The sequence below is a fragment of the Specibacter sp. NPDC078692 genome, from assembly GCF_040686835.1.
GTDB lineage: Bacteria > Actinomycetota > Actinomycetes > Actinomycetales > Micrococcaceae > Specibacter.
Genome location: NZ_JBFBLV010000008.1, coordinates 99,095 through 125,958, shown reverse-complemented (window position 1 = coordinate 125,958; position 26,864 = coordinate 99,095). Strand labels below are relative to the sequence as shown.

The 26,864-nt window shown below is 60.4% G+C and carries 26 protein-coding genes, 1 tRNA gene and 1 riboswitch; of the genes, 16 read left to right on the top strand and 11 right to left on the bottom strand.

Annotated features, from left to right (window positions below; translation table 11 throughout):
- Window positions 1-154 precede the first annotated feature (154 nt).
- The 3 genes from AB0O97_RS08250 to AB0O97_RS08240 form a co-directional block, all read right to left on the bottom strand.
- Window positions 155-991, bottom strand: coding sequence for a winged helix-turn-helix domain-containing protein (locus tag AB0O97_RS08250; protein WP_363841613.1), 837 nt, complete (start codon window positions 989-991; stop codon window positions 155-157).
- 720 nt (window positions 992-1,711) lie between these two features.
- Window positions 1,712-2,986 (bottom strand): MFS transporter, encoded by a 1,275-nt coding sequence (locus tag AB0O97_RS08245; RefSeq protein WP_363881634.1) that lies wholly within the window; start codon window positions 2,984-2,986, stop codon window positions 1,712-1,714.
- The gene (locus AB0O97_RS08240; RefSeq protein ID WP_363881632.1) at window positions 2,986-3,441 is read right to left on the bottom strand and encodes a MarR family transcriptional regulator; all 456 of its coding nucleotides are present in this window, start codon (window positions 3,439-3,441) and stop codon (window positions 2,986-2,988) included. Before AB0O97_RS08240 ends, AB0O97_RS08245 begins: the two co-directional genes overlap by 1 nt.
- A gap of 216 nt (window positions 3,442-3,657) precedes the next feature.
- Window positions 3,658-3,853: riboswitch (cyclic di-AMP (ydaO/yuaA leader) on the top strand.
- A 4-nt stretch (window positions 3,854-3,857) separates the two neighbouring features.
- On the opposite strand from AB0O97_RS08240, the gene AB0O97_RS08235 reads away from it, so the two are divergent.
- Together AB0O97_RS08235 and AB0O97_RS08230 are read left to right on the top strand one after the other, a co-directional pair.
- Window positions 3,858-4,619 (top strand): transglycosylase, encoded by a 762-nt coding sequence (locus tag AB0O97_RS08235; protein ID WP_363841621.1) that lies wholly within the window; start codon window positions 3,858-3,860, stop codon window positions 4,617-4,619.
- A gap of 64 nt (window positions 4,620-4,683) precedes the next feature.
- Window positions 4,684-5,559: an SUMF1/EgtB/PvdO family nonheme iron enzyme gene (locus tag AB0O97_RS08230; RefSeq protein ID WP_363881630.1), complete on the top strand. Its 876-nt coding sequence runs from the start codon at window positions 4,684-4,686 to the stop codon at window positions 5,557-5,559.
- A 126-nt stretch (window positions 5,560-5,685) separates the two neighbouring features.
- On the opposite strand, the gene upp is transcribed toward AB0O97_RS08230, so the two are convergent.
- Window positions 5,686-6,324 carry a uracil phosphoribosyltransferase gene (gene upp, locus AB0O97_RS08225; RefSeq protein WP_363841627.1) on the bottom strand — a complete coding sequence of 213 codons (639 nt, stop codon included), beginning with the start codon at window positions 6,322-6,324 and terminating at the stop codon, window positions 5,686-5,688.
- A gap of 22 nt (window positions 6,325-6,346) precedes the next feature.
- Here upp and tadA point away from each other — a divergent pair, with 22 nt between their 5' ends.
- Window positions 6,347-6,844, top strand: coding sequence for a tRNA adenosine(34) deaminase TadA (gene tadA, locus AB0O97_RS08220; protein ID WP_363881628.1), 498 nt, complete (start codon window positions 6,347-6,349; stop codon window positions 6,842-6,844).
- 32 nt (window positions 6,845-6,876) lie between these two features.
- Here tadA and AB0O97_RS08215 read toward each other — a convergent pair whose 3' ends face one another.
- The gene (locus AB0O97_RS08215; protein WP_363881627.1) at window positions 6,877-7,359 is read right to left on the bottom strand and encodes a hypothetical protein; all 483 of its coding nucleotides are present in this window, start codon (window positions 7,357-7,359) and stop codon (window positions 6,877-6,879) included.
- A gap of 2 nt (window positions 7,360-7,361) precedes the next feature.
- Window positions 7,362-8,558: a crosslink repair DNA glycosylase YcaQ family protein gene (locus AB0O97_RS08210; protein WP_363881625.1), complete on the bottom strand. Its 1,197-nt coding sequence runs from the start codon at window positions 8,556-8,558 to the stop codon at window positions 7,362-7,364.
- A gap of 92 nt (window positions 8,559-8,650) precedes the next feature.
- Here AB0O97_RS08210 and AB0O97_RS08205 point away from each other — a divergent pair.
- The 6 genes from AB0O97_RS08205 (at window position 8,651) to AB0O97_RS08180 (ending at window position 12,630) form a co-directional block, all read left to right on the top strand.
- A tRNA-Ser gene (locus AB0O97_RS08205) sits at window positions 8,651-8,740 on the top strand.
- 129 nt (window positions 8,741-8,869) lie between these two features.
- Window positions 8,870-9,349: a hypothetical protein gene (locus AB0O97_RS08200; RefSeq protein WP_363881623.1), complete on the top strand. Its 480-nt coding sequence runs from the start codon at window positions 8,870-8,872 to the stop codon at window positions 9,347-9,349.
- Window positions 9,346-10,965 carry a DUF5671 domain-containing protein gene (locus AB0O97_RS08195; RefSeq protein ID WP_363881621.1) on the top strand — a complete coding sequence of 540 codons (1,620 nt, stop codon included), beginning with the start codon at window positions 9,346-9,348 and terminating at the stop codon, window positions 10,963-10,965. The genes AB0O97_RS08200 and AB0O97_RS08195 overlap by 4 nt, the downstream gene beginning before the upstream one ends.
- 149 nt (window positions 10,966-11,114) lie before the next feature.
- Window positions 11,115-11,513: a hypothetical protein gene (locus tag AB0O97_RS08190; RefSeq protein ID WP_363881619.1), complete on the top strand. Its 399-nt coding sequence runs from the start codon at window positions 11,115-11,117 to the stop codon at window positions 11,511-11,513.
- Window positions 11,514-11,516: 3 nt separating this feature from the next.
- Complete coding sequence (locus tag AB0O97_RS08185; protein ID WP_363881617.1) at window positions 11,517-12,083, top strand: AAA family ATPase; 567 nt, start codon at window positions 11,517-11,519, stop codon at window positions 12,081-12,083.
- A 406-nt stretch (window positions 12,084-12,489) separates the two neighbouring features.
- Window positions 12,490-12,630: a hypothetical protein gene (locus AB0O97_RS08180; RefSeq protein ID WP_363841648.1), complete on the top strand. Its 141-nt coding sequence runs from the start codon at window positions 12,490-12,492 to the stop codon at window positions 12,628-12,630.
- An 81-nt stretch (window positions 12,631-12,711) separates the two neighbouring features.
- On the opposite strand, the gene AB0O97_RS08175 is transcribed toward AB0O97_RS08180, so the two are convergent.
- Entirely contained in the window at window positions 12,712-13,272 is a 561-nt protein-coding gene (locus tag AB0O97_RS08175; RefSeq protein WP_363881615.1) for an excalibur calcium-binding domain-containing protein, read from the bottom strand.
- Window positions 13,273-13,736: 464 nt separating this feature from the next.
- Here AB0O97_RS08175 and AB0O97_RS08170 point away from each other — a divergent pair, with 464 nt between their 5' ends.
- From AB0O97_RS08170 to AB0O97_RS08150, 5 genes are all read left to right on the top strand, one after another.
- On the top strand, window positions 13,737-14,543 hold the full coding sequence (locus tag AB0O97_RS08170) for a response regulator transcription factor (RefSeq protein WP_363841653.1): 807 nt from the start codon (window positions 13,737-13,739) through the stop codon (window positions 14,541-14,543).
- Complete coding sequence (locus AB0O97_RS08165) at window positions 14,540-16,120, top strand: HAMP domain-containing sensor histidine kinase (protein ID WP_363881613.1); 1,581 nt, start codon at window positions 14,540-14,542, stop codon at window positions 16,118-16,120. The genes AB0O97_RS08170 and AB0O97_RS08165 overlap by 4 nt, the downstream gene beginning before the upstream one ends.
- Before the next feature lie 20 nt (window positions 16,121-16,140).
- The gene (locus tag AB0O97_RS08160; protein WP_363881611.1) at window positions 16,141-16,842 is read left to right on the top strand and encodes a hypothetical protein; all 702 of its coding nucleotides are present in this window, start codon (window positions 16,141-16,143) and stop codon (window positions 16,840-16,842) included.
- A gap of 72 nt (window positions 16,843-16,914) precedes the next feature.
- Window positions 16,915-17,628 carry a YcnI family protein gene (locus AB0O97_RS08155; protein ID WP_363841662.1) on the top strand — a complete coding sequence of 238 codons (714 nt, stop codon included), beginning with the start codon at window positions 16,915-16,917 and terminating at the stop codon, window positions 17,626-17,628.
- Window positions 17,629-17,746: 118 nt separating this feature from the next.
- Complete coding sequence (locus AB0O97_RS08150; RefSeq protein ID WP_363881609.1) at window positions 17,747-18,448, top strand: DUF4232 domain-containing protein; 702 nt, start codon at window positions 17,747-17,749, stop codon at window positions 18,446-18,448.
- 193 nt (window positions 18,449-18,641) lie between these two features.
- On the opposite strand, the gene AB0O97_RS08145 is transcribed toward AB0O97_RS08150, so the two are convergent.
- The 4 genes from AB0O97_RS08145 to AB0O97_RS08130 are packed head-to-tail and all read right to left on the bottom strand — an operon-like array spanning window position 18,642 to window position 23,882.
- On the bottom strand, window positions 18,642-19,967 hold the full coding sequence (locus tag AB0O97_RS08145) for a sugar ABC transporter substrate-binding protein (protein WP_363881607.1): 1,326 nt from the start codon (window positions 19,965-19,967) through the stop codon (window positions 18,642-18,644).
- Between the two features lie 51 nt (window positions 19,968-20,018).
- Window positions 20,019-20,939: a carbohydrate ABC transporter permease gene (locus tag AB0O97_RS08140; protein ID WP_363881605.1), complete on the bottom strand. Its 921-nt coding sequence runs from the start codon at window positions 20,937-20,939 to the stop codon at window positions 20,019-20,021.
- Window positions 20,932-21,858 (bottom strand): sugar ABC transporter permease, encoded by a 927-nt coding sequence (locus AB0O97_RS08135; RefSeq protein WP_363881604.1) that lies wholly within the window; start codon window positions 21,856-21,858, stop codon window positions 20,932-20,934. Before AB0O97_RS08135 ends, AB0O97_RS08140 begins: the two co-directional genes overlap by 8 nt.
- Window positions 21,855-23,882, bottom strand: coding sequence for a beta-galactosidase (locus AB0O97_RS08130; RefSeq protein ID WP_363881602.1), 2,028 nt, complete (start codon window positions 23,880-23,882; stop codon window positions 21,855-21,857). Before AB0O97_RS08130 ends, AB0O97_RS08135 begins: the two co-directional genes overlap by 4 nt.
- 192 nt (window positions 23,883-24,074) lie before the next feature.
- Between AB0O97_RS08130 and AB0O97_RS08125 the strand changes: the two genes are divergently transcribed.
- Both AB0O97_RS08125 and AB0O97_RS08120 read left to right on the top strand, forming a co-directional pair.
- On the top strand, window positions 24,075-25,097 hold the full coding sequence (locus AB0O97_RS08125) for a LacI family DNA-binding transcriptional regulator (RefSeq protein WP_363881600.1): 1,023 nt from the start codon (window positions 24,075-24,077) through the stop codon (window positions 25,095-25,097).
- A gap of 603 nt (window positions 25,098-25,700) precedes the next feature.
- Complete coding sequence (locus AB0O97_RS08120; protein WP_363881598.1) at window positions 25,701-26,213, top strand: hypothetical protein; 513 nt, start codon at window positions 25,701-25,703, stop codon at window positions 26,211-26,213.
- Window positions 26,214-26,864: the final 651 nt, after the last annotated feature.

Genomic DNA, 26,864 nt, shown 5'->3' with positions numbered 1-26,864 from the left:
CGAGGGACCCGCGCCGAGGCACGAGCCGTGGGAGGGTGTGGTGGGCCCACACACCCGAGGGACCCGCGCCGAGGCACGAGCCGTGGGAGGGTGTGGTGGGCCCACACACCCGAGGGACCCGCGCCGAGGCACGAGCCGTGGGAGGGTGTGGGGATTAGATGGAGTATTCCGGGGCGGCCCAGACAACCACTTCGGGGTGCTCGTAGAAACGGTAGCCTTCGCCGCGGACGGTGCGCACGGTGTTGGCGAGGCGGCCCAATTTGGAGCGCAGGCGGCGAATGTGAACGTCGATGGTGCGCTCGTTCGGCACTTCATCAGCGTTGGACCAGAGGCCTTCGAGGAGTTCGTCGCGGCCCACGGTGCGGGTGCCGTTCTCCACGAGGTAGTTCAACAGTTCAAACTCCTTGAAGGTCAGGTTCAAGGTGTCGCCGTCGAGGTGGACTTCGCGGCGGGCAAGATCGATCAGCACGCCGGTGGGACGCTGTTCGGCGGGGGGAATGCGCACGGCTTCTGCGCGCTGGCGGCTGGCAACTGTGGGGTCGCCGAAGGTGGAGCGGACTACATCCAGCGCAGTTCCAACGGCGTCTGAGGGGGCAATCGCCACAGCGGCATAGCTCTGCGCCTGCGGGACGAGAGTTTGGGCGTACGCCCGGATGTCCTGGGCAAGCTTGGCCAGTGATGTGCCAGCAGCCGCTGCCGTATCCTCGTCCACACCCACGTAGAGCACGAAGCCGCGGGCCACGTTGTCGGGGCTGACGCCGCGGAGGTTATCCGAGCCGGCCCCTGCAATCACGGGGGTGGGAGCTGTCATGGGGTTGCTGTCTGTGGCCGGAACTGCGCGTAGACGAGCTGCGGCGTTTCCAGCGTCGGCACGGAAGCCCAGGTGTTCGGGCTGTGCGCTGCGAGTTGAGGATCCCTGGCCGGTGTTGCGGGCAACAGCCTTGGCGGCATTGCGGACAGAGATGTGGACGTAACCGGATGCTACTGACATTGAACTACCTAGCTGTATGGCCGTGTGACTACGGCGCGAATGCTTCCTGCGGTTCTGTCCCTCCAGAACCATGTTGCCTTGTATTCCAAGGCCGACCCAAGGGCCAAGACTTGTACCTGCCACGCCGTACATTGCTTCAAGCGTCATCCGCTGTACTGCTATCCGCCGATGTTTGCAATGATTGCAATGTGCGGTGATCAGGGCTGTGAGTTAGGCCTGCATTCGACAACCACGCATAAGCCCTCCGGTGGCTCCGGAACGGACAGTTGCTGCGGCTGCAGAATTTACTGAGTGGGTGTTCACACTTGTCAGTGTCCTACGTAACAAAGCGAACTTGCAAGTAACAAAGCCCCAAAGTGTCCAGCATGTGAGATTGTGATCTAATTTGTGATCAAGCTAATATTGTTGCTTTCCTCTCATTTTTGAGGAGAAAGGCAAGATATGCCGAATTAAAAGATTCAAAGAGCTTAAGCAGTGGTGGTTTATTCGGCTATATGTCCATTTTTGATAAAATTGTTTTCTCACTGCCAGCGCACGCCCAGAGTGGGTCCTGCAAGTTACTCAAAGCGTGCAGCTTCCTCCCAGAGTTTCACGCTAAGTGAACGGAAGTTTACAAGCAGGTGTCGGGATGGAGTACGCGCTAGCAGGGGCCACTCGCAGGCATAAAGCGGGCCGCACCTGACCGGCCCGACAGTCGAACGGGTTAACTGGCCGAACGGGTTAACTGGCCGAACGGTGCAGGCCCAGGACGGGCCAATGGGGGCGTAGGCCCCTGATCTGGTCCCGCAGCCTGACGTTGTTGCGCCGATTCATCAGGAACAAAGCGGCTAAGCCGGCAAGAAGAGCAACAACCGCTGCGAGCCCCAAGGACCAGCGCGCCCCAAATTCAGTGGCAATCCAGCCCACCAACGGCGCACCTATGGGCGTCCCGCCCTGCAAGACCACCATGTACACGGCAAGAACTCGTCCCCTCATGGCCGCATCGGTGGACAACTGGATGGTGGTGTTACAGGCATTCATGAACGTGAGTGAGGCCAGCCCCACCGGTACCAGAGCCACTGCGTAGAGGACGTAGCTCGGCATGACTGCGGCCACGCCAACGGTGATCCCGAACCCTAGGGCACCGCCAATGATGTACACCATCCGGGTGTTCTGGCGCCGGGCCGCCAACAGCGCAGCTCCCAGCGTGCCAATTGCCATGACCGACCCCAGCAGCCCATACTCCCCCGCCCCCAGGTCAAACACAGTGGTGGCCATAAGCGCGTTAGTGATCTGGAAGTTCATGCCAAAGGTGCCCACCACGAACACCAGCACCATGATCATGAGCAGATCGGGCCGCTGCCGAATGTACACTAGCCCTTCACGAATCTGCCCCTTGGCCCGGGGCACGTGCACCGCAGGGACGAGCTGATCGGCTCGCATCCGCCACAGTGAGACGATCACGGCCGCAAAGCTGGCGGCGTTGATCAGGAAGGCCGGTCCCGTGCCAACCAGCGCGATCACCAGCCCGGCAACACCGGGGCCAGCAAGACGGGCCAGATTGAAGGACGCGCTATTAAGTGCGACGGCGTTGGGGACGTCTTCCTTGCCGACGACTTCCGAGACAAACGCCTGTCTTGACGGAGCATCAAAGGCGCTGGCCACACCCAGTAGGAGCGCCAATGCATACACATGCCACAGATGTACAGAGCCCGTGACCACCAAGATTCCCAACAAAAGCGCACAGATCCCCATGGCCGATTGGGTAACTAGCAACAGCTTTCGCTTGTTGACGCGGTCTCCCAAGAGCCCCGCGTAGGGCCCTAGGAAAATAATGGGCAGAAATTGTAGGCCAGTGGTGATTCCCGCGGCTGTTCCTGAATTGTTGGTCAGAACCGTCAAGACCAGCCAGTCTTGCGCCACTCGCTGCATCCACGTACCGATGTTGGAGACCAGCGCACCGGTCACCCAGAGCCGATAGTTGCGCACCTTGAGCGCTCGGAACATTGAACTCATTAGGCGCTCATCTCCTGCAGGATCAAGGCCGCCTCATGGAGAGTGCTCCGCTCCTGTGGGGTCAGCGCGGCAACTCGCTGCGCCAGCCACGCGGTTCGCAAGGAGCGCGCTTGGCGCAGTGCAGCACTCCCGGCAGCGGTGATGCTGATCAATACTTGGCGCTTGTCCAAGGGATTTTCACTCCGGCTGACAAAATCAACTGCCGCTAAGTCATTGACAATCCGAGTCATGGACGGCGCCTGCACCTGTTCCCGTGCAGCCAACTGCCCCACGGTCCGAGGCCCTTCCCCTAGCCCCGCCAGCACCGAGTAGCGTCCGGGACTCAATTCCCCTGTCGCCGCTTCAGCCCGGAGCCGCCTCGAGGTACGCATCACGGCCACCCGCAGTTCCGCGGCCAAGTGCCCTGGATCTTGGGCGTCAGTATCTTGGACGGGTTGCGGGGAATGTTCAGTCATGGTTGCTCATCTACCTAGTTACAAAAGTTTCGTATCTTCTGCTTCCAATCATAGATCGTTAGCATTGCTAAGTAAATGTCAACTTGCTCACCCGCCAAAAAGTCGCCTACTACAAAGGTCGTTACCATAATGTGACATATGGTTTCGGTTCGGTTACGCTGGCTAAAGTGCCTTCTGAATCATTACCGGTTCTGGCATCAATGGACGGTTCGCCGAGCTCTGCCGCCGCCCATTCCCACCAGATCCATGGCAGAGACGGGGGACCCAATCTTTACGGGCCTTCCCATAATGGAAGCCCTTGGGGTTAAGCCAGCGCAACGAAAATAGGCAGTGAATACTGCCTCTGGAAGCTGCGCGGCCGGATTCTCTAGTCCGTTCCCGACAGCTCACCTCGCAGGCGTAGAGAGGCACCACACATGTCTGCAGCACCTCAGCGCGGCCGTCGTCGCGCAGAACCAGCAAGCCGGCCCTCACTTCGCGACCTAGCTACTGTCCACAAAGGAACGGCCCGCACGGGAACCCGTGCGGCCACCCCGCGCAGCGTTTCTGCTGTCTCTACCACCGCCAAGTGCATGGCCGCTGTAGCCGTCGTGGGCGCCTTGATGGCTGCCGGATCGGTGGCCTCAAACACCATGAACCCTGTGGCCGATGGCGCGGACACGCGCAGCCTGGTCGCAGCCATTGATCAGGGCGTACCCACTGCTATCTCTGCCCCGTCGGACGCAGCCATTAGCTTCTCCGGGATCACCGTCAGCTCCAAGGCTTCGCCCACAACCACACCTTCCGCGGCTCCGGTCAAGCCCGAAGCCGCTGCGGTCACTCCCGTGGCGAGCCCTGAAGCTGCCCCGCTTGCACGCCCCGCCGCCGTGGATGACCCCGCCGCAGCGAAGGCTTTCGCGGCCAGCCAGCTGGGTTCCCACGGCTGGGGTGCGGACCAGATGAACTGCCTAAACCTGCTCTGGGAGCGCGAATCTAACTGGCGCACCACGGCCGAGAACGCCTCCAGTGGCGCTTACGGGATTGTCCAGTCGCTGCCAGCCAGCAAGATGGAAAGCGTCGGATCCGACTGGGCCACCAACTATGAAACCCAAATCCGTTGGGGCCTGGGCTACATCGAAGGCCGTTACGGATCACCTTGCGGGGCCTGGGGCCACTCCGAATCCGTGGGCTGGTACTAACTACAGCGCGAACGCAGCTCAGCGCGAGCCTAGCACCGCTTAGCACCGCATGAAAGGCGAGTCTATGGCTGATGAAACCGCTGCTCGCCACGAGCTGATTACCGCGCTAGGACTACTGCCGATTCCCGGCGGCACCGTCCACTTGCGCGACGCCCGCTCAGGCATCACCCGGGACGAGGCACTACTCCCCTTCACCCTCGGCAAGACCCAACTGACCCGCGGCATGTGGGATCTGGTGAGCGGGCCGACGTCGAACTTCACTTCCTCATTCCCTTCCTCTACTGCCACTGCTAACCCTGCGGTCCCCATGGCGTCTGCCGCTGACGACGCCGGAACCCCACTTGCGCTCGACCGGCGCCCCGCGCAACCCCTCACCTGGTTTGACGCCGTCGGCTGGTGCAATGCTGCCTCGGAATTGGCTGGCCTGACGCCCGCGTACGCCATCGCCGGCCGCGACGTTTTCTGGGATGTCGACTCAGACGGCTTCCGGCTGCCCACGGAAGCGGAATGGGAGTGGGCTGCGCGCGCCGGTTCGACAGGCCCGCTGTACGGTGAACTGCCCGACATTGCCTGGACGTTTTTGGATAGTCTTGACGGCCCGCAAGACGTTGGCACTAAAGAACCCAACAGCTTCGGACTCTTCGACATGATCGGCAATGTCTGGGAATGGTGCTGGGACTACGCCGACACCGCCCGCTACGGTGACTACAGAAGTTTGCGTGGAGCCGGCTGGGATGATCGCCCGTGGAGCGCCCGGGCGTCGGTCCGCCGAGGCAGCGCCCCGGATGCCGTGCTGGAAGATGTGGGATTCAGAGTGGCTCGCGGTGCGGTGGGTAAACCTGGCACCATGGCCGCTCAAGGCTGGTCCGCTGACGCCGACAGAAACAGGGCCGCCATCACGGGTCCACGGCCCGTTGGCTGGACCCCGCTGCGCCACTGACGGCCTCCCTGCGCCGCCCACAGATCAGCTGCGCCGCCGCATACGAAAAATGCCACAGTTTGACGTTGTTGCCATGGTTCAAACCCTGGCAACAACGTCAAACTGTGGCATTTCCTATCAGTGTGCTTAGTCCACTACGCCGTACAGGCGGTCGCCCGCGTCGCCGAGGCCCGGCACGATGTAGGAGTTCTCGTCGAGACCCTCATCGATAGAGGCCAAAACTACGTGCACGTTGTCGCGTCCGCCGTGGGCAGCTTCGAGCTTGGCGAGGCCTTCCGGTGCTGCGAGCAGGCAGATGCAGGTGATGTCCGCGGCACCGCGGTCAAAGAGGAACTTGAATGCCTCGATCAGGGTGCCGCCGGTGGCGAGCATGGGATCCAGGACGTACACCTGGCGGCCAGTGAGGTCTTCGGGAAGACGCTCGGCGTAGGTGATGGCTTCGAGGGTTTCCTCGTTGCGTGCCATGCCCAGGAAGCCAACCTCGGCGGTGGGCAGCAGGCGGGTCATGCCCTCGAGCATGCCCAGGCCAGCACGCAGAATCGGCACGACCAGGGGTGTCGGCTTGACCAGACCAGTACCAATAGCGTTGGTCACGGGCGTCTCGATGTTGACGGGCTCCACGCGCACTTCACGAGTCGCCTCGTAGGCCAGCAACGTGACCAGTTCTTCAGTCAGCTGACGAAAAACCGGTGACGGCGTGTTCTTGTCTCGAAGAACAGTCAACTTGTGGGCAATAAGCGGATGATCCGCAACGAATACGCGCATAAATAAAAGCTACCATTGAGCCGTGTCCAATTCCCCAGATTTGCCAAGAATCGAGACCACTACCACGGCTTTGCATGCTGCGTGGATGGGTATTGCGCTTACTCAGGCACAGCAGGCCTTGCGCACGGCGGATGTCCCCATCGGCGCTGTCGTCCTCGGACCGGACGGTGAAGTCCTGGGTTTGGGCCGAAATGAGCGTGAGGCGCATGGGGATCCCACCGCTCACGCCGAGGTGGTGGCCATCCGTGAGGCTGCCGCGAAGTTGGGGGAATGGCGGCTCGCTCATTGCACGCTCGTGGTGACATTGGAGCCGTGCACCATGTGCGCCGGGGCCATTGTGCTGGCGCGCATTCCGAAGGTGGTCTTTGGCGCGTGGGATGAGAAGGCCGGAGCAGCTGGGTCAGTATTTGATGTGCTGCGCGAACGCCGACTCAACCATTGGGTGGAAGTGTTCCCCGGTGTGCGCGAGGACGAATGCGCCGCTCTCCTGAAAAATTTCTTCGCCAGCCACCGCCTGTAGGCGCCGGGACCGCACCGTCTGTAGCTACACCGTCAAGGCGTAATCATGATCGACTGTGACGGCATGACGCACGAGACCCGCTGAATTTCTAGCGCTCCGGAATTGGGCGGGGCACCCACGCGGTTGTTCCGTCCAGTGTCATCGCACCAGTCGAGGTTATATGGATAAGCCGAGACCACTGCTTGGCCGGGGACGGCAGTTTCGGGGAGCAAAAGATCTGTACGGAACCCGCCGGCGTCGTTCATGGGGGCTTGGAGCTCCAGAATTATGGTTCCCGAGGAATCGAGCACCTCAATGTGTATTTGGGCGCTATCGCCGTACCTCGGATTGCAGGTGGCATCATTGGCTTGAACAGTGAAGCTGCCACCGCGCTGAGCCGAATCGGCACTCAGTGAGAACGGTGGCGGCATGCAGGCCGAGCCCATCGGCGCCGTCCCGAGAGGCCCCGAACAGCCGGTCACGGCCGCACCCGTGAACAGTGCGGCCGCGGCTGCCATGGAGTACACCTTGCGCATGGTCAAACTCCTCTTCCGAAGCCCGCCGCTGCGTTGATCGCGTCGATCCGCTTTTGCCTGCTCGACGGCGAATCCAGACTGAAGGAGCGGAAGTCGCCTAGGGCTTCGCGAATGAAGGTCTCGACCTCTTTAATGCGCTGCGCCACAGCCACCGTGGGTGGCTGGAAGGTCCAGTACGCGATGCGTTCGGCTCCGGGATCGTACTGCCACAGGCCAATAATCCGGCCGCGGTCCACGATGGGGTGGTCCGGCAGGTCCGCCTGAAGCGCAAGCTTGGCACCCACCAGATGAAGCTCCCGGTCCCCCTCGGAAAAATGGTCGGCAGCGTTGCGACGGAGCAGGAAGAGAGAATCCGAGCCAGCGAGCAGCTGAATTTGCTCTTCATCCGGGGCGGTAAAAGTGGCCGCTTCCGCCACATCGCGGGGCAGCATCCACAGCCCACCCGGATCCACCACGGCGGATTCAACGGCACCCACGGCTGCGAGCGCGGCCTTGGTTTGCGCCACGGTAAACGCGGTGAACCACTGGCTCTGTTTGAGTGTGGCTCCGCCAGTCCAGGCTAGGTAGCTTTCCATCAGGTGCGCCCGGGCTTGTTCCGGAGTCTCCTCGGCAGCGGGCAATCCCCACGCCGTGTAGGCGTAACGCTGCTGGTCCAGCCGCCCATTGATGGGCACGCGGCGGATGCGACCATCGGCCTGCAGCAGCCCGAGCACCGTGGGCAGTGTTGTGGAGGCGCCCTTCTTCTTGCCCTCCTCGCCCAGACTGCGCACGGCATCACCGAGTTGGCCTTTGAGTTGTTTCGGATCCAGCGGGTCCTGCGCCTTGTGGAGCATCTTCAGGGTCTTATCTGCGAGCGCGTTCACCTCGGAACGTTCGACGCCGAGCTTGTCTAAGACTTTTACCGTCGCCTCTGCTGCCCCTTGGCCAAGGGACAGCGCCCAGGCGTAGTCACGCTCCCCCAGCACATAGGTGCAGCCGCGCGCCGTCGGGAGTTCATGGATGTGAAGGGCTGCTACCTCGGCGTCGGCCTGCTCACGGCGGATGCCTGCGCGTGCGAAGAGCGTCATATAGGGATTGGCGCCGCCGATCGAGCGGGCCCAGCCTGCTTTGGCGAAGACGTCTGCGGCGTTGCTGCCCGCAAGGGATCCGTCGAGGCCCTGTTTGTGCCAGCTCCAGGCACGCTGCGTTGCACTGTCCATGAGGCCATCTTGCCTTATCGATGCACGATCCATAGGCGGGCGCGGAAGCTCATTTTTGTTGTACGGCTTTGACCCGGTAAGGTTGACGCGTTGGTGACGTGTCCGAGCGGCCGAAGGTGCAACACTCGAAATGTTGTTCAGGTGAGAGCCTGACGTGGGTTCAAATCCCACCGTCACCGCCAATGTGATGTCGTGACATCGCCAACGCAAGCTCTCTCCTTCGGGAGGGAGCTTGCGTCGTTTCGGCGTCAGAATTCGGTGTTAGCGGTGGGTTAGCGGCCAAAAAACGGTTTCCAACGCATACTTGAGCCATGGAACAGCAACCAGCCGCCGGGAGCCGCACTCCCCTAATCCTGCTGGGCAGCATCTTGTTGCTCGTCGTCGTGGCCTTTGTGGTGGTACTGACCCGCGGGCCAGCAACTCCCGCAGACCCCGGGTCACCCGAAGGCGTGGTTCACAGTTACGTCACCGCATTGCTTGCCGGGGACAAGGAATCCGCCGCTGGCCTGCTCTCCTCCGAAGCAACTAGCGAGTGCCACGCCAACGCATTCCTTGATGCAGGCCTTGACGACGGGAACCTACGCGTCGGACTCGTGGCAACCACGATCAGCGGAACAAATGCCACCGTGAAAGTCACCATCAGTGAAACCATGGGTAATGGACCCTTCGGCTTGGGCCAGAGCAACTACCAGGATTCCTTCACGTTGCTGAAATCCGGTGACACCTGGCTCATTAGCGCAGCCCCGTGGCCTTTGTTGGCATGCAGCGAGTCGGCGGTGAACCACCCATGAGCGTGAATCTCCCGGTACAGAGCACCGGTGCTTTGCCAACAGTGCGCAGACTGGTGCTCTACATTCTGCTTTTCACCCTGGTCACCCTCGCGGCGGTCGGTGCCGCAGGACTACTGGGGCTGCTGTTTACCTCGGGAAGTGGCGACGATCCGGGACGCACTGACAATCTGGCCAGATCCCTCGCTTTCGTCATCATTGCGGGTCCGCTGGCACTACTGCTGTGGCGCTCGCTGGCCAAACGCTTGCTGGATTCGTTTGAATCTGCGGCCTTAGCTTGGGGCCTGTATGTGGCAGCCATGTATTCCACATCGCTGGTAGTTGCCAGTACGGGGTTGTTCTCCCTGCTGGGGAAGCTTCTATCAGCACACACCCAGGGGTGGGCGCAGGACCTCTCAACAGCCCTCATCTGGGCAGCCGTTTGCTGGTGGCACCATCAAATGTGGAGCGATCCTCGCCGTTCGCCACGTAGCCTTCCAAATCTGCCGGGCATTCTCGCCAGCTGGTATGCGGTGATCCTCGTGGCTACGGCGACGGTGAGTGCCTTAGTCATGGTCTTTTCCGCGACCATAGACTCGATCTTCAACAACTTCTCCGCGGGTTCGCCATGGTGGCGCGGGGCGCTGGCGCAGTTGCCATGGATTGTGGGTGGACTCGCCCTGTGGTGGTGGCATTGGACACGCAAGCACATGGGAATGGTACGTGGCGGTTTCTCCGATGTTGCACTGGTACTTCTCGGTCTCCTTGCAGCAGGCGCAGCAGCACTAGGCGGCACCGGCTATCTGCTCTACGCCCTTGGCCGTTCCGCCGTGCACGGAACCGACGCCCAGTCACTCTCGCCGGTGCCGTTATCACTTGGTGCGGCACTAGTCGGCGCCCTGATCTTCAGCCTGGCGTGGCAGGAATTGGGTTCGCGTTCCGTGGAGACCACGAGCGCTGGACGGCTTGTGTCCGCGGGACTCGGTTTGGCATCCATGGCCTCCGGATTCGGCGTCTGCATCAATGCACTACTGGCTGCGCTGACTCCCCCGCTGGCAGGGGACCGGGGTATTGACCTACTGTTGGCCGGTCTGATCTGGCTAGTGCTCGGCTCGCTGGTATGGGTATGGGCGTGGCGCCCCCACAAACCCGCAGATCCACGCGGACGCAGGGTATATCTTGTCGCGGTGTTCGGCGCCAGCGCGGTGGTGGCCCTGATCGCACTGCTCTTCGCCGGCTTCCGTATTTTCACTTTCTTCTTGGAACCGGGCACTGTGGCATCAGGGCTACTGGATTCGGTTCGCGCACCGATTGGCCTCCTGACAGCCACACTCTTGGTAGCGATCTACCACTTTGAAGTCTGGCGCTCGGACAGGACGCTGATTGAAGCCGCGGAACCCGCTAGCTCCGGAACCATTGAATCAATCATCCTGGTAGCCGGAGAAGACAGCCCCGAAATCAGCCGTGCCCTGGGTTCCATGACAGGCGCAAAGATCCAGGTGCTGGTCAGAGCCGGGGAAGGCTACCAAGCCAGCGCTGATGACCTGACGGCAGCCTTGGACGCAGCAGAAACGCAGTCACCGAGGATCATGTTGCTGGTGGAGGGTGCAGGTTCGGTGCGAGTCATCGACCTCGCATAGCCTCGGCAGTTGTCGTGGACCGATGCCCAGCGACCGGATGTGACGTGCGCCCTCAGGTTCGCGCCGGAGATCGTCGCCGCACTCAATACGCTCGGCATGCAGGTCAAGCACCACTACTCTAGCCTGTAGCAATCCGCTACAATTGAATTATGAGCAGCACAATTCCCATGAGGGTGGATAGCGACCTGTTCGACGCTGCGAAGTCGGTCGGCGCCGTGGCAAGTCGCAGCGCGGCGCAGCAGATCAGCCACTGGGCGCGGATTGGACGCGAGCTTGAAGCTGCCCCAAACGTGGGCGTGCGCGACATTGAGCGCGTGCTCGCCGGAGAGAAACCATACGATGACCTCGGTGAGCACGATCAGGCAATAGTGCGGGCAAGCTGGGATGAGCGGGTAACCGAACGTCTGGCCAGCTTGGATCTCGCTGTCGAATTCACGCAGGCTGGGCGTTCCTGGACAGAAGCAGATGAGCAAGGCTCTGTCGTCGTGCGGGGTAGCACTAACATACCAAGCCCCGCCGGTCCGGGCCCCACTGATCCGGACGCCTAACAGGTGCCGCTCCTCCACCTAGTTGCCGGGCCGAACGGCTCCGGAAAATCCACCTACGTCGAGCGAATCCTCCAGCCGGTGACACTCCTGCCTTTCGTGAACGCGGATCTCATTGCGGCCGAACGCTGGCCGGAAGCCCAAGTCAAGCATGCTTACGAAGCATCCCGGGCCGCAGCCGAGGAACGCTTACAGTTGCTGGCAGATGGGCAGTCGTTCATCACCGAGACGGTGTTCAGCCACCCGAGCAAGCTCGGCCTGATCCGCGAAGCTCACCTTCGGGGGTACCTTGTGCATCTGCACGTGCTGCTCCTCCCCGTCGATGCGGCCGTGAATCGCGTCGCCGAACGTGTTCAGCACGGCGGACATGACGTGCCCGAGCAGAAGATCCGCGAACGCCATGCGAGGCTGTGGGACCTGATCGCGGATGCGCGCTCGGTTGCGGACCGCGCCGAATTCTTCGACAACAGCTCCGCTAAACGCCCATTCCGACGCGTCGCCGAATACGAGCGCGGGCGGATTGTGGGCGAACCCGGGTGGCCCGTTTGGGCGCCGGCGACGCTTACCGACTGACACTGCCACCACAGACTCACTCCCCGCGGCTACGCTTGTCACCGCGATCGCAGCCCATCTTCTTTAACTCAGCCACTACATCGTTGAACTGAGAGCGAAGTGGGTGGCTTCCTGCTCGTGACAGCGGCACCGAGGTTATCACTGATGATGCTTTTTCCTTTGACATCTGGCCCTTGAGCTTCTGCCCCAAACCGGCAGTGTTGGTGGTTGCCGTCAGAATTCTACTCACGCAAGCACCCCAGAAGCCTATCCCCCGCCTTTGGCTTAGGGCCCCGACAGGAAATTGCTAAGATGAGATGTCCGACGACGTCGGCGAGCTTGTTTCGTTGCGCACCACATCTGCGGGGCACTAAGGCAACGATGATCCCCGGCCCGGGTCTATAGGGCCGTCGAACAAAGGAAACCATTGGGTACTCAGACAAAAACACAGACTTCGGCACATGCTTCTGAAAGCACCTCCGGTGACATGGCTGGCAACATCATCGGCATCGGCGCAGTAATCATCGGCGTTGCCGGTTTTGGCGGCTTGATCTTTTTCGGCATGTAATCACGCCGTGCACCGCACAAAAACGCCCATCGATAATTCGATGGGCGTTTTTTGGTTGCTGCGGTTGCAACAACCTTTGAACTACTTCTCGCAGGCTATGCCGTCGCCATCGCGATCCAACTTGGTGCTGTAGCCAGGCTGGTTCCTATACAGTGGTGCCGCCCCTGCATCTTTGACTGCCGTGCAGTTTTGATAGGAGACATCGGCCGGCGCCTCCACGAGCGGCTGTATCGCCGGGGCCTGTGGCTGAGCGGCCTCTTGAGCTGCCTCTTGAGCTGCCTGCTGGGCTGCCTTTTCAGCAGCCACACGTGCACTGTCATCGGCCGCGGCTTTCGCGACGGCCGCCGCCTCCACAGCAGCTTTTTCGGCAGCAACCTTTTCCATGGCGGCTTTCTCAACCGCCACCTTTTCATCGGCAACGCGCTTGGCCTCAACACGCTTCTCTTCAGCGCGTTGCGCCAGCAGAGTCGTGGACTCGCTCTCTCCCATCCAGACGAGTGCGTCTTGATCGTCGAGAGTGCACACCAAGGTTGCTGCGCCTTCCTGGACAGATTTGCCGTCGTCAAAGCAGTCTTCCAGCAGCACGTATCGAGGAGTCGGGCTGGCTGAGGGAGTAGGCGAAGTTGTCCCTGCTGCAGTCATCTCTGCAAGCGGAACAATGCCACTAGGGGCCGGCTCCGTACCCGGCAGCATCATTGCTCCAGCTATCAAGGTAACTAGGCCTACCCCAACCGCAGCCCCCGCACTTTTGCGGCGCGGTAGTCCCATCCATGATGGGCGGCCAGTAACAAGGGAATAGAGTGCCGAAATAACCAAGAACAAAGCAAAAGCTACCAGCCAGCTCATGAAACCAGCTGTCGGCAAAGTGATAACTAGAATCAGGAGCCAAATCGCCACCGTAATCCAAAATGACTTTGATGCTCGCCAACGACTCTTACTGCTCATCACAGAAAAATTGCCACTCATAACGCCCCCAACGGATCTCTAGTTTTTCCGATACCAACAATGCATCTGGACAGATGTGAGGTCAGCCTAGACCAAAGGGGCACAGAGAACACACAGGGTCCATACAGTGAACCTTGGGGCCGGTATCAGAGAATGGAAGCATGACTTTTCCGTCCGCTCCCCCGGCTGGTAACCTGGCAGCCACCCCGTCAGTAGCGCCTGTAGCCGCACCGGCAGATGCTCCAGCCCCTGCCGCCCTGCCCAAGCTAACGCGCGCCGACGGTGAGCCCATCCGCGCCCTGGTAGTGGATGACGAACCCGAGCTGGCCGATCTGATGCGCCGCGGACTGGAAATCACCGGCTGGGAAGTCAGAACCGCCAACGACGGTTTTGAAGCCTTGAAGATCGCCCGCGAGTTTTTCCCGGACGTTTTGGTGCTGGATATCATGATGCCTGGGATGGACGGCGTCGAACTTCTGCAAAGGATCCGCACCATTTATCCCGAGGTGCCCGCACTGTTCCTGACTGCCAAAGACGCCGTCGCAGACAAGGTCAGCGGTCTGCAATCCGGCGGCGACGATTACGTCAGCAAGCCCTTCAGCATGAAGGAAGTCCTGCTGCGGCTGCACCGAATTGTCCAACGCTCCGGGATCACGGCGCCCAACTTCGGACTCCTCACAGTAGGGGACTTGAGCCTGAACAAAGACACCAAGGCCGTGCAGCGCGCCGGCGTGGACATCAATCTGACCGCCACCGAATTTGAACTGCTGAAATTTCTGATGGAAAACCCACGCCACGTGGTGAGCAAGGCCCGCATTCTGGAACGCGTCTGGAACTACAACTTTGGCGGCCAAAGCAACATTGTGGAGCTCTACATCTCCTACCTGCGCAAGAAGATCGACGCCGGGCAGGAACCCATGCTGCACACCGTCCGCGGCTCCGGCTATGTGATCAAACCATGTCAATGACCAGCATTACGCGCAATCTTCTGCGCCCCAGCAGCTGGCATCTGAGCACCCGCCTAGTAGCCGTCATGCTGGCCCTGCTCACAGTCATTTGTGTGCTGGTGGGCATGGTGAGTTACTCGGCTCTAAGCATGACCGTGCGGAGCCAGCTCGACTCCTCCCTGCAGCAAGCGTCCGGGCGCACAGTCTCCTTCTACACGAGTCAAAACGGCTCCAGCCTGCCGGACCCGCTCAACGCCCGAGCCACCAGCGCAGGCCAGTTGAGCGCGGTCTTGAGCAACGGCGTCGTCCACTATGCGGCGATCCTTTCCGATAAGGGGGAACGCCAACAACTCACCACCGCCGACGCCGATATCCTGGCCGGGCTCTCCCCCAACGGCGAACTCAGCACCAAAACGCTGTCCATCGGCGAATATCGGCTGCAGACCCAAGCCGCTCCCAACCGCGACATCCTCATCACCGGGCTGCCCCTCGCCGCCACCGAGCAGACGCTGTCCACCCTGGTCCTCTCCATCGTGCTGGTCTCGCTGGCCGGACTGCTGGCACTGGGCTGGGCGGGGACGGCCATCATCCGGCGCAGCTTGCGCCCACTCGCGCAGCTTTCGGACACCGCCACCCGGGTTTCAACGCTCAGGCTCGACGCCGGAGAGGTCACCTTGGGTGCCCGGGTTCCGGACGCGGCGGCCCATCCGGGCACCGAGGTGGGCAATGTGGGGCACGCATTCAACGCCATGTTGGAGAACGTCTCCCATGCGCTCGAAGCCCGGCAGCACAGCGAGACCAAACTGCGCCGATTTGTGGCCGATGCCAGCCATGAGCTGCGCACCCCGCTGACCGCCATCCGCGGCTATGCCGAACTGCTGGCCATGACCGAACAGCTCAGCCCGGACGGCCAAACATCGTTGGACCGCGTGCAGGATCAATCGGTGCGCATGAGCCGACTCGTGGAGGATCTGCTGACGTTGGCCCGGTTGGATGAAGCCGCAGCAGGATTGGCTGGTCCAGGGTCCGCCGGCTCAGGAGCAGCTGTTCCAGGAGCAGACGGTTCGGGGGCTGCGCGTAACGGAAAACTGATGGGTGCCCCCACCGTGGTCAATCTAAGTCCGCTGGTCATGGAGACGGTACGCGATATCCAGGTGGCCACCCCCGATCATGTTTGGACACTGACCGTGCCCGATGAACCCGTCGAGGTTTTGGGCGAAGACCAGGCCCTGCGGCAGATCCTCTTAAACTTGCTGTCCAATGCTGCCAAGCACACCCCGTCCGGAACAGCCGTTCACACCGCCGTCTCCCACACACCTGATGGGTGGTGCCTCCTAGAGGTCAGCGACACCGGACCCGGCATCGACTCGGACTTCCAAAACATCATCTTCGACCGTTTCTCCCGCGCGGATCAGGCCCGCACCGGCGCCTCCGGCAGCACTGGGCTGGGCTTGAGTATTGTGCAGGGCATTGTGCGCGCACATCATGGAACTGTGAGCGTCACCAGCGTGCCCGGCCTTACCACTTTCACGGTCCGGCTACCCGGCACCACTGCCGCGGCCCATTCGCCGATGCATCCCACCGCATTTTCTCGGTAAGCTAGTTCGAAGGGAGCACTGTGCCACACGCACCCTTTAGGCTGCTCCGAACCACACTAGTGGGCGCCACCATCTTCGGTCTGGCAGCCGCGGCTCACCTGGTGGCCGGCGGGACATTGCCAGCCCCACCCATTCTGGCAGCCATTTTGGCGCTGCATATTCTGTGCTCCACGGTTGCCACCACGTTCAAGCTGAATCTGCCTGCCATACTCGCTCTGCTAGCCAGCAGTCAGGTGGTTCTGCACCAAAGTTTTGACAGTCTCTCGCACAGCGCCCACGCCGTTGCGGTTACGGGTGCACAGGCACAAGCACAGGCACTGAGCCACCACGGTATGTCTGCCGAGGGACACGCCGCCGCCATGCTGTCCACCGTGATGGCCCCGGACCTGTCATCAACCATGTCATCAGGCATGCCATCAGGCATGGCCTCCTCAGGGCTAGAAGCTCTAAGCCATTCCGGCCCGCTCTCCCTGTGGATGTGGGCGGCCCACATCGCGGCAACACTAGCTGCTGCCGGCCTACTGACCTACGGCGAGAACGCTCTGTGGTCGCTTGCGAACTGGCTGCGTCCGCTGTACCAGCGCGCCGCCGCGGTGCTAGTCATCCCGACCCAGTCCACACGTCCCACCGTGGTCCCGCGCCCGCTGCCCCGTCAGCCGTGGCGCAATCTACGTCCAAATACACGCCGCGGACCGCCCCTTTCGGCCGCAGTTTTCGCCTAACACCCTTCGAGCACTTCGCAGGGTGTCATCCCTGTATCTCTTGCGCATCAGCGCGTTCGAAAGGTTCTCACCATGCGTTTTTCTCGTCCCCTCAAGACCACCCTCGCCGTCGGCGCCACAGGCACTTTGATGCTGATGGGTCTGGGCAGCGCCTCGGCCCACGTCAGCGCCACGCCCACGGAAACCGCCGCTGGCGCCTACACTCTTGTCACGTTTGCCGTAGGCCACGGTTGCGAGGGTTCTTCCACCACCTCGGTGACCATCACCTTGCCCGATGAGCTGAACGCGGCCACCCCCACGGTCAACCCGAACTGGACTATCAGTACGGCCACGCAGAAGCTGGACACCCCGCGCACCTTAGCCAACGGCAGCAAGATCAGTGAGCGCACCGAGTCCATCACCTACACGGCTAAGACTCCGCTGGCTGATCACGAGCGCGACACCTTCACGCTCTCACTCCAGCTGCCCGACGCCGCCGGGACCACCCTGAACTTTCCCACCCTGCAGAAGTGTGAAACGGGCCAGACCGATTGGAAGGAGATTCCGGCCGCCGGCGCGGACCACGATTCGGTGGATTCCCCCGCCCCGGCCATGACCATCACGGCGGCAGTGGCCGGGGATGCGCACGGCGGGCACGGCAGCAGTTCTGATTCCGCTTCTGCTTCTCATACTTCTGAGAAGAACGACGCCGGCACCTCCTGGCCCGCATGGCTTGGCTTGGGTGCGGGGCTGGCCGGGTTGATCTTGGGCGGCTTGGCCTTCTTGCGCACCACCAAAAAGGCGTAGCAGCAAAAGCTCTCATGCCAGCAAGCACTACCCCGCGGAAGCACGGTCTTATTCATAGGACCGTGCCTCCGCGGCGGGGCCTGTTGACTCAGGAATCCATGAGCGGAACAGTGGTGACATGACTACCGCACAGCGAACCATTGACGCACAGCGATCCCCTACCCATCGCCCCACGTGGAGAACCGCACTCGTCCTAGCGGTGGCGCTCGGACTCGGTGGCTCGTTGGCGGCATGTGGCCCAGATAATTCCGGAGATCTGCCCTCCTCGGCCAGTCCCAGTAACACGAGCACCAGCAGCACTAGCTCAGCCAGCCCCAGCGCAAGTTCAACTGCCTCTACAACGGAGGCAACGCCGTCGTCCGCGCCAAGCAGCGCCCCGGTCACACCGCCGGGGCAAACCCCCGTGCTCTGCCCGGCGGCATCGCTGAAGGGTTCCCTCGATGACACAGGCGGCGGCGCTGCGGGACATATTTATATGACGTTATCGGTGACGAATACCTCCGCGACCGATTGCATTCTGGACGGTTACCCGGGCGTCTCGATGGTGAGCGCTGGCAGCACCGAGGCTATCGGGGCACCAGCGGATCGTGATCCAGCGGCGCCGTCGAACGGTCCCATCACGCTGGCACCGGGCCAAAGCGCGGGTGCCACGCTGCGCTACACGCAGGCGGGAAATTACCAGAACTGCCAGCGTGTGCAGGCGGAATCACTGCTGGTTTATCCGCCCAGCGCCTACGACAGCCTTGAGATCGCCCACCCCTTGACCGCGTGCAGCAACGCGGACATCAAGTTGCTCACGATCGGGGCCTTCATGCCGTAGCCGTCCGGCTTCGTCGGCTCTGTTCCCCCGGACCGCGCGGATTCTCGGAGCCTGCACAGCTACGCAAAGTGACCTGTTGCTCCAGCGGATTTCCACTGGAGCAACAGGTCACTTTTAGAACTGTCTGAACCCGTTGGTCTAAGACCGAAGTTCTAGATCAAGTTCTAGATCAAGGCGGAGATTACTCAGCCACTTACTCAGCCACGGGGATCGATTGGGTCTTCAGTTCCTTGATGGTTGCTTCCTGAGCAGTCTTCAAGGAATCTACAAGGGTTCCCTTGCTGGTGACGGCAGCCTTGAAGCCATCTGAAACGCTATTGTACGTTTGTGTCATGGTCGGGCCCCAGAGGAAATCGCTGGATACCTGGGTGGAGGCGGCAGCGAAGACATCGTAGATCTTCTGGTCGCCATAGAATTCAACGCCTTCCTTCAGCGAGGGAAGTTCCAAACCGGCGGTTGTGGCCGGGTAGATATTCGCGGACTCGTTGAGCATGGTCAGTGATTCCGCTGAGGTGTTCAGCCACAGAGCGAACTTCGTTGCTTCGTAGGGGTGCTCGGAGCCTGTGAAGACAACCGTTGATGAACCGCCCCAGTTACCGCTGTCGTTATCGCCCTTCTTCCACTGCGGCATGGGTGCGACGCTCCAGGAACCAGCTGTGTCAGGTGCACCTGAGGCAATGGAGTTTGCACCCCAGACTGCTGAGTTCCAGCTCCATACCTTGCCCGTGTTGTAGGCGTTGTCCCACTCAGAGGTCCAGCCGGGGTAGCTGGAGACCAGGTCGCGGTCAATCAGGTCCTGCCAGTATTCGGCTACGGAGGTGCTGCCCGGGCCAGTCAATTCGACGTTCCATGCGTCGCCGTCGTTCTTGAACCAGCTGTCACCGGTCTGCCACACAAGGCCGGCGAACTGGTTGATATCGTTTTGCGAGAAGTTGGTGATGTAGCTGCCGGTCTTGCGTACTTCGACGGCGGCGGCTGCGAACTCATCCCAGGTGGTGGGGATGGCAATGTTGTTCTTCGTGAACAGATCGCTGCGGTAGAACAGCGCCATGGGACCGGTGTCCTGGGGGATTCCGTACGCGGATCCCTTTTCGCCAAAGCTGACCTGGTTCCAAGCCCACGGAATGAAATCGCTCTGCGCATCGGCCACGTCCTGGCATGCGCCAACGTCCATCAGGCCGTCCTGAACGCGGAAGTTCGGCAAAGCGTCGTACTCTACTTGGCCAAGGTCAGGGGCGTTGCCGGCCTTGAGCTGGTTGAAGAAGTTCTGGTACGTTCCGCTGTTTCCGTTCGGGCCGGTCTGCACCTTGACCTGGATCTCCGGGTTGGCCTTGTTCCAAACGTCAACAACGCTCTCAATCCCGGGGATCCAGGATGTGAAGGAGAGGTTCACGGGACCATCTGAGGGCGTGCAATCGATCGCGGCACCGGCGTTCTCGGTGGTGTCAGCACTTGAACATCCGGTGAGGACCATAGCTGAGAGCATTGCGACTGCGATGGCGCTTTTTAGTGGTTTCATTTCTTCCTCGAAGTGATTGATAGTGATGGACTGAAAATGTGGGGGTGAAAACTATTTGACTGAGCCAGCGCCCAGTCCGCTTCGCCAGAAGCGTTGCAGGAACAAGAAGGCAATGATCAGCGGAATGATGGACAACAGGGCACCAACGAGCACGTACATCCGCAGCTCGGGGATCTGGTTGATCTGGGAGTTCCAGGTGAAGAGACCAAGGGTCACAGGGAAGTTTCCTTCATCGCGAAGCATGATCAACGGGAGGAAGAAGTTGTTCCAGATGGCGACGAACTGGAACAGGAAGACTGTGACCAGGGCTGGGAACATGAGCTTCACGGAGACACTGAAGAAGGTGCGTAATTCACTTGCACCATCGAGCCGTGCGGCTTCCATCAGTTCGTCAGGGACACTGGACCCGGCGTAAATGCGTGTCAGGTAGACGCCGAATGGGCTCACAATGCTGGGCAGGAACACGGCCCAGAAGGTGTTGGTGGCGTTGACTTGGCTGAACATCAAAAACAGTGGCAGTGCCAGCGCGGTGGCTGGAACCAGTACGCCGCCGAGGATGATGTTGAAGACCAGTTCCCGAGCCTTGAACCGGTACTTGGCCAGTGCATAACCGCACATTCCAGCGAGTACCGTCGCAATCAGAGCGCCACCACCAGCGTAGGCGACGCTGTTGCCCAGCCATCGCACAAAGATCCCGTCCCGGTACGTCAGGACATTGCCAATGTTTTCAAAGAGGTTGAATTCGGCAAACCAGAGCGGGTTGGAACTGGTCAGTTCCCCCTTGGATTTCGATGCGGAGACAAAGAGCCACCAGATCGGTGTGAGGAAGTAGAAGGCGAAGACCACCATGATGAGCATGGCGCCGAAGCGAGGGAGCAGGTTCTCGCGGGGTCCGCGCGGTCCTGAGGGCTGCACAGAGGCCTCATAGGGTGCGTCCTTCAGCTTCGAAGGGCGAGTTGAAGGCTTACTCATTGTCTTTTCCCTTCGGCGCAGTGAACTTGAGGAACGCAAAGGACAGCACGAAGGTAGTCAAGGCAAGAACTACTGACATCGCTGCGGCCAGGTGGATGTTGGGAATGGAGGACGTGGTCAGGACAGCAAGGTTCGGGGTGAAGGTGCTGTTGACGGCAGAACTGAAGGTACGGAAAACCTGAGGTTCTGCAAGCAGCTGGAGCGTTCCGATGATGGAGAAGATGGCCGTCATGACGATGGCCGGAATCACCAACGGGATTTTGATGGACAAAGCGATGCGCAGCTGTCCTGCACCGTCGAGCCGTGCGGCCTCATAAATTTCTGTCGGTATGGACAGCAACGCCGAGTAGATGATGAGCATGTTGTAACCCACGAACACCCAGGTCACCACATTCGCCATCGCCCACAACACCAGATCCGCAGACAGGAAGTTAATGTTGCTGGTGACTTGAGTAAAGGGAGACAGGTTCGGGGAGTACACGAATCCCCACATGATGGCGGCGATGACACCAGGTACTGCGTAGGGGACGAAGAATGCCAGGCGGAAGAACTTCTTTCCTCTGACCAAGGGAGAGTCCAACAGCAGGGCAAAAAGCAACGCCAAGCCCAGCATCACCGGCACCTGCACAACACCGAAAAGAAACACCCGGCCTATGGATTCCCAGAAAGGTCCATTTTGAAATACGGCAATGTACTGGGTGAAGCCACCAAATACTTCCTTGGCTTTCCCAAAGGTTCCTTGCCGTTCCACCTTCAAGAATGATTGGTAGAGAGCGTAGGTGATCGGTGCGAGGTAGAAGAGTACAAAGAGCAAACCGAAGGGTGCTACGAAGAGCACAATCGCTTTGTTGAATTTGTTCTTCGGCTTTCGCGTTTCGAGGACCGCTGGCTCGGCGTTGAGCAGTTTGGTGCGGCTCATGGCAGTACTTCCTCTCGTATTACACGCACAGATCCGGCAGGAACAATGAGTGACTGAGAAACCGTGGTTTCTGTGATGATCTCGTAGCCTGCGCTGGACAGGCTCCGGTCTTGCTGGCCGTGGTTGATGACGAACAGGAAAGAAGCGTTGGCAGCTGAGCGGCGAACCATTTCCAAGCTGGCATCCGCTTCTGCGGCTACCGGCTTCACCCCTGCACCCTCCAGCGCGGTACGGACCACGTGCAGCAATCCGTCCTGATCCAAGGCGGTGCCGATGTACCAGGCGCGCCCCTGCCCAAAGTCATTGCAGGTGACTGCCGGACCGCCGGGCATGGGCCCGTCAACATAGCTGGAAACGGCGGTGGCACCTTGCAAGGTGGTCCGCTCAGTCCAGAGCGAGGACGTCCGGCCATCGGAAAGTTCGAGCACCTGATCGGGCAGGAGTGGCGAAAATTCTTCGGTTCGGATCCCCAACATCTCCCGGAAAGCACCCGGGTAGCCGCCGGTACGTACCCGGTCTTCTTCGTCAACGATTCCGCTGTAGAAGGTGACTACTGCGTGCCCGCCATTGCGGACATAATCATTGATTACACCGGCATGGTCATCGGAAACCATATACAGCGTGGGGACAATGACAAGGTCGTAGCCGCTGAGATCTGATCCCGGAGCAACCATGGTCACGGTGGTCCCGAGGGCATGTATCGCGGCATAAATTGCATGAGCCTGCTCCAAATAGGAAACAGATTCAGACGGGCGAGTCTCTGCATCAACTGCCCACCACGATTCCCAACTGAAAATGAAGGCCACAGTGGATTCAACCCGTGTGCCAACTACCTCAGCCAAACTCGCAACGGTCTTCCCGAGTGCGAGAACGTCACGCCACAGTTCAGAGTCCTCGCCGGCATGGGGCATGAGTGCGGAGTGGAACTTTTCAGATCCCTGCAGCGAGGCTCGCCACTGGAAGAAGCAGACGCCGTCGGCGCCGCGGGCGACGTGAGCCAAGGAGTTGCGCATCATTTCCCCGGGCGTTTTGGCCGGGTTGTGCGGTTGCCAGTTGACGGAGCCGGTGGAGTGCTCCATGAGAATCCATGGATCGTTCTTGGCGAGGCCCCTCGTGAGGTCTGCTGCAAACGAGAGCTCAGTGGTCGGCTCGCCCAGTCTGTGATCCAAGTAGTGATCGTTGGCAATGATGTCCATGTCCGCAGTCCACGAGAAATAATCCATGTTGCGAATGTGTGCGGTCACCATAAAATTTGTCGTCACCGGGACGTCGCTGTGCCGGCGAATGATGTCCGCTTCCAGACGGTAGTTTTTCAGCAGTGCATCGCTGCTAAAACGTCGAAAGTCCATGCTTTGGCCCGGGTTGCGGCTGGAGAGGGTAAGCCGCGGCGTGAAGATCTCGCTCCAGTCCGACACCCGCTGGCTCCAAAAATCAGTGCCCCACGCGGTGTTGAGGTTTTCAATGCTCTCGTACCGTTCCATCAGCCAGGCACGGAACGCGATGGAGGAGGTTTCGCAGTAGCAATGGGCGTTGTGGCAGCCAATCTCATTTGAAACATGCCACAGTGCGACGGCGGGATGGTTGCCGTAGCGTTGGGCTACTTTTTCCACCAAGAGTGCCGCATGGTGCCGGTAGATGGGTGAACTGGGGCAAAATGCTTGCCTGCCGCCCGGGTACCGCTTGGTGCCATCTTCCACGACGGGAAGTACCTGCGGATAGGTGGTTGTCAGCCACGGCGGCGGAGAAGCGGTAGCCGTCGCTAGGTTGATGCGGATCCCGTGTTCGTGCAGGAGCTCGATGATGGCATCAAGATTGCTGAAGTCGTACTCGCCTTCGCGTGGCTCTAGGTGAGACCAGCCGAAAATGTTGATGGCAACAAAGTTGACTCCGGCCTGCTGCATGGCGGTAGCGTCTTGTGCCCAGACTTCCGGATCCCATTGTTCCGGGTTGTAGTCGCACCCAAAGGCCATGCCGGAATCCAATTCAATGATTGGACGCGGCTGCCCCGCTAGCGAGCTGTTCATGTAAATCCTTACTGAGGTGTTGCCTACTGGTCATTCAGCGGCAACTTACACCGCTCTGTGTACGTTCACAGAAAACAGATTTTCAAACGAGGTCGAATTTTCTGTGAACGTACACAGAGTATGGCTGGCGTCACAGCGCTGTCAAGTCTCCGCCATGCGCCCAGCCCTGCTTTAGCCCGGTAAGGTAAAGGAATGGCTCCTCTACCTAGCAGAAAAAAGCGCGCAACCATTCTGGATGTTGCAACAGTTGCAGGCATTTCGCGAGGAACGGTCAGCCGGGTACTCAACGGCGAACGGTACGTTTCTGCCGAGGCCCGGGAAGCCATCGATAAGGCTATCAAGGCCGTGGGTTATGTCCCCAACACGGCAGCCAGGAACCTGGTGCGACAACGCTCACAGGCTGTGGGCCTGCTGATTCACGAGCCACATTCGTTATTTCTTGAGGATCCAAATTTAGGGTCGATCATCCTCGGCGCGAACACTGTACTCTCGCAAGCCGGATACCAAATGGTGTGCTTGATCATCGATTCCGAACGGGACGAAACCCGCGTGGGCCAGTACCTCAATGGCGGCTCCATCGATGGGGCCATTGTTGTTTCGGCTCGAGAAAATGACCACATCACGGAGATCATTGAAAACCTCGGACTGCCATCGGCGTTCGTAGGCCCCCCACCCAATCACCGTCCGCTTCCTTTTGTCTCGATCAACAACAGGCAAGCAGCGGCAGAAATTACGGCAAAACTCATGGCATCCGGGAGGACCCAGATCGGCATGATCGCTTCCGCCTTGGACAGGGCATCCGGAGCCGACCGTCTGGAGGGCTTTAAAGATGCCCTGGGTTCAAGCTATCGCCCAGAGCTGGTCGCCAAAGTAGACCGTTTCTCCTTCGATGCTGGAACTGCGGGCATGCGTGAACTTCTTGCAGCATGTCCCACGATCGACGGCGTCTTCGCCTCCTCTGACGCCGTGGCTGCGGGAGCTCTGAGTATCCTTCAGCAAACAGGGCACCGAGTGCCCGACGATGTGGCTTTGATCGGCTTCGATGACAGTAGCTGGGCGAAGCGCACCAATCCCCCACTATCCACTGTCCATCAACCCGCTTCAGAGCTGGGATCCTGTGCAGCGGAGCTGGTCTTGGCCCAAATTAAGGGTCGGGAGATAAACCGCGACGGCGTGTATTTGGAAACGTCCATCGTCTGGCGCGAATCAGTCTGATCCGCCCCACCTACCAGCGGCGTTGAGAGCTGGGCTTATGGCCCCCTCAACGCCTTGCAGTAGGAACCTGAGCTGGCTGTCACCAGAGAAACATGCTGACCTGCGACGACGCCTGTGCCTGTGCCTGTGCCCAGATTACAGAAGTTCTCAATTTCGTGACACGTTCCTACGGCCGACCCTAGGCGTTGGACATACCGCCCCGGATACGGAGCACGGGTATTAAGCCAGGCGGGCTTGATCTTTGCTTAGACTCTACAAAAGGCAGGGTGACAGGATGGAACAATGCAGAGCGAACTAGCAGCAAAAGTCTTCGGCGACAAAGAAGATCCTCGACTGCGGTTGAAGAGCATCTTTGGCGGATCATCAAACCTAGCCGGGCCGCCACCGGTTGCACGCGAATGGGCGAAGAAAATTCTTGACGAAGCTGGAGTAGATCCAGCAGGCCATAGTGTCCTGGCAATAAGATGCCTTCGTGCGGCCCAACCCCGCCTCACGCTAAAAGCAGCGACATATCTCGCCAACGACGTTGCCCAGCGATAGCCGGTCCCACTCGCCGTTTGGTTTGTGGCCAGCGGCTCAGGGCGTCGGGGAAGGATGAGACCCATGCGTGTGCTCTTTGATGGCCTCGTGTTCACGTCGTATGCGCAGATGACGCTGACAACAGGGATAGTCGAGCCGCCAATCCCCAATGTCGCGTTCATCGGTCAGGTGAACGGGCTGTGTGGGGCGACGGTCCCCGGGGCGCTGTTCCCCATCACGGGGACGCACACCGGCTGGGTACCAGTGCGAGTCAGTCTATGGGACGACGCGCCCGGCCTCGGCGAGTGGGAGGAAGTGGTCGAGGCGGGCCTTGTCCCTGCGGGCGAGGCCGCGTTCGCTGGCTGGGCGGAGGACCCGGTTGTGCGCTTCGATCTGCCCGCCCCCAGCTACCGGGTTCGGTGGAACGCTCGGGGCATGGACGCCGGCCACGCGCAGTCCAATGCCAATGCCGAGCATCCCGCGCCCGACTCCTACGAGCTGATGCTGTGGCCTGCGCCGGACTCCGCCGACGCGATTCTGCGGCGCACGGCGGCACAGGCCGCGTACTGGCACGACGAGGCATTCACTCGCCGCTAGCCGAGGGCCCGTCCCGACTATTCCTGGAACACGGCAGGAATCAGCGCCGCTCAGCAAAAGACTCCCCAGCCAGTCTTCCCCCTACGGGCGGATGAAGAGGGCAGTCTCGCCGTGCTTGGATGAACTATGAGAGCTTGCAGAAAGACTGTGTACGCGACATTGGGGATTCTGCTGGTGCTTGTATCAGTTGCAGGTGTTCCTTTGGTGTACCTCGGACCGTGGAGGTCCTGTCCGGAGGCTGACAACATTATGGGCTGCCCAGGAACCCCAGGTGATGTTGGCCTACTTGGTGTTGCTGTTATCGTGCTGGTCGCTGGGATAGTGTTTCTGGCCATCTCAGTTTCCATGCGGAAGGAGATAGTTCCCTCCGATGCTGCCGGACCCTTTGGGGATGTTATCTAGCTCCGCTGGAAGTTCAGTCCCGGAAATCCAGCGGCGGCCTGCCGCCTGCTTTGTACTGTCCGGTCAGGGTTCCCCTTGCGGGGCTGTCCCTCCTCTCGTTGTGGCTGAAGCCGAATACAACCTGGTTATTGGTCATGAGGAAGCAACCCTGATGGCAAGGCTGCTTCCTCATGACCAATAACGGTCGTTGAATTTTGATGGTGACAATTCTCCGGTACCCAAATGGGGCCGGTCCTCAAACATCAGAGA